Here is a 5882-nt window from a genome sequence, read left to right as displayed (position 1 = left end):
AATTCCGTCATTATTCGGGTACCTGGAAAAAAACCGGTTCTATCTTGGTGAGAGCAAGGCGATCAGGAATGAATTATCATTGCCTCAAGAGGAGCATGTCCCCTCATTTCTCCTGCTCCTCCCGGTATTCTCTTCTGAAACACTGTGGGGGACGCTTGCATTTATCTCCTGGAAGAAAGAGCATAAAAGCCCTATCGCAGAGATTGAGGCACTCATCATGGCATCAGACGTGATTGGATCAGCAATCAGCAGGTATCAGACCGAAGAATTGTTCCATAAACCGGTTGAGCGATCACTGGTCGGTGTGTATCTGGTCCAGGATAACCGGTTTATCTATACCAATCCCCGGCTCTCGGAGATTCTTGGATGCAGACGGGAAGAACTTGAAAACTCCCCTCTTATTCACTACATTCATCCGGAAGATGCGGATATGGTCCTGTCACACCACCAGCGGATCATCGAAAATCCTGATGAAACGGATGATTATGAGTTCAGGGGCATTACTGCTGATGGGAGGATGATCTGGATTGAAAATCTCATCAGCGGGATACTATACAAGGGAAATCCTGCGATAATCGGCAGCATCATGGATATTACGGTCAGAAAACAGGCTGAGAATGATATCAGGCTGTCACTGAAAGAGAAAGATATCCTGCTCCGGGAGGTCCATCACCGGGTAAAGAACAATATGCAGATAATTGTCAGCATGCTCCGGATTCAGAGCAGCATGGTTGATAACCCGGTTGTCTATGATGTGCTGCAGGAGAGTAAGAACCGGATCCTCTCGATGGCTATCGTTCATGAGAAATTATACCGGACCGATAATCTGGTCAGCATAAACCTCCTTGAATATATCAATTCACTCGCAAGTACCCTCATCTCTGACTTCTCACCGGATGAATCGCTGATAACCCTTGATCTCATCTGCGATCCGTCAATTGAGATGACAATCGATGCCGGCATACCCCTTGGTCTTATTATGAATGAACTGATTACAAACTCATTTAAACATGGATTTTATCCTGATCAAAAAGGTACAATCGGAATAACCATAGTCCCGGAACAGGGCAATCTCGAGATACTCTATCGTGATACCGGCAGAGGACTGCCTCCCGGGTTTGACATGGAGACGAGTGAGACCCTGGGGATGCAGATCATTTCCAATCTTATCTTCCAGTCAAGCGGGGAGATCTCATTCTCAACCGACAATGGTACGGTTGTGAAGATGAAAATACCCATTCAGGAGGGATTTATTATCAGGGGTGAGGAGCATGCCACAGGGGAGTAAGATCCTGATCGTTGAAGATGAAATGCTCATTTCCATGGAGATTAAGCAGAAACTCCGGGCTATGGGGTACGACGTTGTTGGTCAGGCAATAACCGGAGAGTCTGCAATCCAGAAGGCAGGAGAGACAAAACCAGACCTGATTCTGATGGATATCAGACTCAAAGGTGAGATGGACGGAATTGCAGCTGCAAAACGGATCATGGAGCTGTATGACCTTCCAATCATCTTCCTGACCGCTCATTCAGATAAAGCAACACTTGAACGTGCAATTGCTGTTTCTCCATCAGGATACCTCCTCAAACCGTTTAAAGAACGGGAACTGATGACAAATATCGAGATGAGCCTTCATAAACACCGGATAAAACAGAAAGTCAGGGAGGAGGTGCATCCGGAGGCATTATCAGAACTTGGGAAAAAAATTGAAGCAATTCCCCTGCCGGTCGTTCTGCTCTCTGGAGCCGGAACCATCAGGGAGATAAACCAGGTCGCTGCAACCCTTGCCGGTTTTCAAAGGCAGGAACTTTTGGGAAGGCCGGTGTATGCGTTCTTCGGAATTCAACGTGCAGGTGATGCAGGGCAGAATGGAACTGATCTGGAGATGATCCTTCCTGACCAGGTATCTCTGAAACGAAAAGACGGAACCATGGTTCCGGTGACCCTGACCGGAGGATTTGTCTTTCATGAAGGGAACCAGCCACCGTCATATCTGATCCTTATCGAGAGTGCAGAGAGTGCTGCGACTGCATCCTCCCATATCGGACCTGAGATGATCAGGCATCTGATGGCAGTCACCACGGCTCTCCGGCTGCCGGCATTTGTTATCGATAAAAGTCTGATGCTTGCAGGATATAACCCGTTATTTGCAGAACTTGCCCGAAAAGCCGGGATCAGTCAGTACATGCTGAACAGACCGCTCTATGAGACGCCGAAATTCTCATTTTTTGGAGATATGCAGGATCTTCAGGAGTTATTCAGGTCAGGAGATGTGGAGCGGCGGATCCGAAAGTACACCTTTGGTGAAACGGTAAAGTTCATCGAGTTTACGAGGATACCTCTCAAGAAGGAAGGTGTGCCAACCCATATTGCCACGATCATGGCGGATGTCACCGCAGAGCGTCATGCCGTCTTTGAAACTGAACGAATCAAAAAAGAGTATTCGGACCTATATTCAGCCCTTGAGAAGATCAGGGAACTCTCAGCAGAGATCAGAACCCCTATCCAGGATCTGCTGCTGAAAATATCTGAAGGAAAGCCTCTTGAGAGCGGATATGCACGTGAGATGACAGACCTGGTGTCAGATCTTATGTCACAGTTTGATACCGCATGGATTCGGTATGCAGAACTGAAAGATCAGATGTCAAAAGGGCAATAAAAAATCAGGGACAGTTTTCCATGGTCTGATGGATCTTCTGATATTCGGTTGCGATCATCTCCCTCATACCATCAAGACTGTGCAGGATCTCCAGGGTATCATTGCCCTCATTTTTCAGTAACTGTTCCTGTTTTGACAGGTTATCACGGAGAAACCGGAGAATATTATTCTTTTTAATTGCAGCCCTGCATGCCGCAGCCTTTTCCGGGGGCAGACCGGAGGATATGGCTTTTTTATACCGCTCCTCACTCTCATCAAGGACTTGTTTGATATCATCGATTGCTTTGAGAAGCATGGTCTGCTCAAGTGGTTTCATGACAAACCCTTCGATCATCATGCCATATTTGACAGCTTCCTGAGGAGTCAGAACTTTTCCGGTCAGGATGATCACAGGAATATCAGCAACATCAGGAGTACTTCGAATCTGCTCAAGGACTTCCCATCCGGATACCGGCTCCATCATAATGTCCAGTAAAATAAGATCCGGCCGGGCCATCCGGATTGCTTGAAGTGCATCCTTTGCATGGGTCTCTATCCTGGTTTCATGCCCCCCACGGCTGAGCAGCTTCTGATAGAGCATGCAAAGTTTTTCATTGTCATCAATGAGCAATATCTGCATATATCCTATATGATATATGGATTTGTTATGGACGATAAAACTATGTATAGCACCTGAGGAATACCCGGATTTTCTAAACCTTAAGGCATTCATCTCAAATTGAGAATCTGTCTGGATATGAGAATGATTGTGTGTGTATCATCAAATGGATCTAAGAGGATAGCTAAAAACCCCCCTTTTATGATCGCTAGTTTATAAAGTATTTATAAACCCCAATTTGTTGTAAGGGGGTTCTTAGCTATTCTCGGAATTTTTTTCCTTGTCGTAGGTATCCTTATTGCATCCGGTGGTAGTGTTATGGCATCAGAGGAGAGCAATGAGAAGGACGAGATCCAGGTTTTAACAACACCATCCATTACCTATACACCGGAAAAGCCATACATTGGGGATAGGATTATCTTTCATTTTCCGCAAAACAATGAATCAGGAAAGAGAATAGATACGTATTCCATTCAATGGGGAGATGGAACATCCAGTGTTTCTGCTATTTGGCAGTCATGGCATATTTATAACAAAGCCGGGACATATCAGGTTTCAGTTAGCGGTTTCGACCAGAAAAACATTCTGATTTATCAGGGTTCAATTGAGATTAGGATACGTGATAAAAAGTATGTAAATGGTTCAGCCTGGGAATTACTCACACCAAACCCGATTATTGGAAAATATCTGACTTTTGAACTAAAAAAACAATTCATGACGAATATGGAGATCATGCAATAATTGAGATAAATATTGATTGGGGAGATGGAGAAACGGCATATTTTAGTCTTCCTGGTAATACACCTACTCTTCCATCTGAGGTAAGCCATACTTATACTATTGCTGAAATCGTCCATCCAGTTATCAGAATCGGGTGTGAAACAAAAGACGAAGCAAGACTCTATATTACAGATAATAAATATACATTCGATCTTCGATTAAAGCCTGCAGATGTTCTCCTGCACTGTAAAGAATCAGCGGATGTTGAACTCATTCCCGGACCATGGACTCATGCTGCCATGTATATCGGAAATAATCAAATTATTGAATCATTCAATGATGGTGTTGTTATATCACCGATATCGAAATTTGCCTATCCGAATGATTACTGTGTAGCAATATACCGATACAAAAATTTGAATGATCAGGAACGTTTGAATATTGTTAACTTTGCAAAGCAAAAGATCGGTAGAGCGTATGACTGGGAGTCATTAGTATTAGGCAAGCAACAGGATTGCTCATTTGGAGCATGCGAGCATTTCCTCCCGGATAGGCTCTATTTATACAGGCTTTGCAAAGACAGGATGTGCTGGAATTATTACTGCAGCGAATTAGTCTGGGCTGCTTTTAAAAGAAATGACAGAAATTTATATTGGATTCCCGGTCCAGTATCTCCCTATAACCTGATACAGTATTGGACTGACGAAAGATGGGAGATTATTGGAACTCACATCGAAAAAATTCCTAATAGAATGCTTAATTATAAAGGGGAAGATTATTACAAGGTTCTTATTAATGGAGAAGTAAAGCGCCAGAAGAAAATTACAACGCTCTCAAATGAAATTTCAGGCATTGAATCATATGGCGGGTGTACGATGGATGTTTCTGCACAATCCTCTCCGGATCTTCCAAGTCCGGTTGAAATGACAATTATTGATCCAAACGGAAAGCGACTGACTGAAAAGATCAAAACCACCACAATACCTAACGCAACCTTCTTTGAGGCAGACCTCTCCGGGGATGGAATACTTGATGATATTGGTGGACTTACCCGTCCAATTGGAGGTCTTTATCGGATCATCCTGAAACCAGAATCATTTGCTGATATGAATGATACCTATACCCTGAATCTGAATGTCTGGGGATTTGACAATGATAACTGGGATAATGATCAGAATATGTTTATTCAAGATGTCATCCCGGACATCCCTATGTCAGAGTTAGCGAAAGGGAAAGAATTCTGGATGCAGGTTACTGAGGATGAAAAAGATTGTGTAATGGTCGCATTGCCAGTCAAAGGAGAGGCACCTCTGAATGTTACCTTTGTAGATATTTCTCTTCTTGCCAATCAGACAAATTCGTGGTCTTTTGGTGATGGAACTTTTGCAGAGAACATGAATAATGTAACGCATACCTATACCGCACCAGGGACATACACCGCATCATTACATGTCTGGAATGCGACAATCAGCTCAAATTTATCAGTTATCATTACCGTCTCACAGGATAACACCGGTGGCCCTGAACTTACCTCAGTTCTTCCTACGAAAATGAAGACCGATGAAATAGTTCCAATGATTTGGGTGACCGGCAAAAACCTGCAGACAGGAGATATCATAGGGATTGAACAGGATGATGACATTGCAGCTTCGGTGAAGGGATTATATGTAGGATTCTCTCTCATCGGTAAGGATCTGAATCTTTCAGGTCTCTCTGAAGGATTATGGGATCTTTCAGTTACCGATCATCTCACCGGCAAGAAAGGAATCCTATACGATGCTATCACCATCACTGCAGGGAATGGAGAACTGAAAAATTCAGTGGTGCATGTTCCGGATGTTGCAACTCCGGACGTTGTCCAGTTTAAACCAATGATAAATACCAAAATGCAATCAGGTACGTCA

The 5882-nt window shown here is 43.8% G+C and carries 5 protein-coding genes and 1 pseudogene; 5 read left to right on the top strand and 1 reads right to left on the bottom strand.

Going from position 1 to position 5882, the window contains the following annotated elements:
* Both LDL35_RS14090 and LDL35_RS14085 read left to right on the top strand, forming a co-directional pair.
* On the top strand, positions 1-1288 hold a 1288-nt coding region (locus tag LDL35_RS14090), incomplete at its 5' end, for a sensor histidine kinase (RefSeq protein ID WP_304023577.1).
* The gene (locus LDL35_RS14085; protein ID WP_304023575.1) at positions 1272-2660 is read left to right on the top strand and encodes a response regulator; all 1389 of its coding nucleotides are present in this window, start codon (positions 1272-1274) and stop codon (positions 2658-2660) included. The genes LDL35_RS14090 and LDL35_RS14085, both read left to right, overlap by 17 nt.
* 4 nt (positions 2661-2664) lie before the next feature.
* On the opposite strand, the gene LDL35_RS14080 is transcribed toward LDL35_RS14085, so the two are convergent.
* Positions 2665-3279 carry a response regulator gene (locus LDL35_RS14080; protein ID WP_304023573.1) on the bottom strand — a complete coding sequence of 205 codons (615 nt, stop codon included), beginning with the start codon at positions 3277-3279 and terminating at the stop codon, positions 2665-2667.
* A 297-nt stretch (positions 3280-3576) separates the two neighbouring features.
* Between LDL35_RS14080 and LDL35_RS14075 the strand changes: the two genes are divergently transcribed.
* The 3 genes and pseudogenes from LDL35_RS14075 to LDL35_RS14070 form a co-directional block, all read left to right on the top strand.
* Entirely contained in the window at positions 3577-3999 is a 423-nt protein-coding gene (locus tag LDL35_RS14075) for a hypothetical protein (RefSeq protein ID WP_304023571.1), read from the top strand.
* Positions 3969-4454 (top strand): annotated as a pseudogene (locus LDL35_RS15495) (YiiX/YebB-like N1pC/P60 family cysteine hydrolase); the annotation flags it as partial. The gene LDL35_RS14075 and the pseudogene LDL35_RS15495, both read left to right, overlap by 31 nt.
* A gap of 276 nt (positions 4455-4730) precedes the next feature.
* On the top strand, positions 4731-5882 hold a 1152-nt coding region (locus tag LDL35_RS14070; protein WP_304023569.1), incomplete at its 3' end, for a PKD domain-containing protein.

It is taken from the genome of Methanospirillum hungatei, from assembly GCF_020216685.1.
In the GTDB taxonomy this organism is placed as follows: Archaea; Halobacteriota; Methanomicrobia; order Methanomicrobiales; family Methanospirillaceae; genus Methanospirillum; species Methanospirillum hungatei_B.
This window is presented reverse-complemented; position numbering and strand designations above follow the sequence as displayed.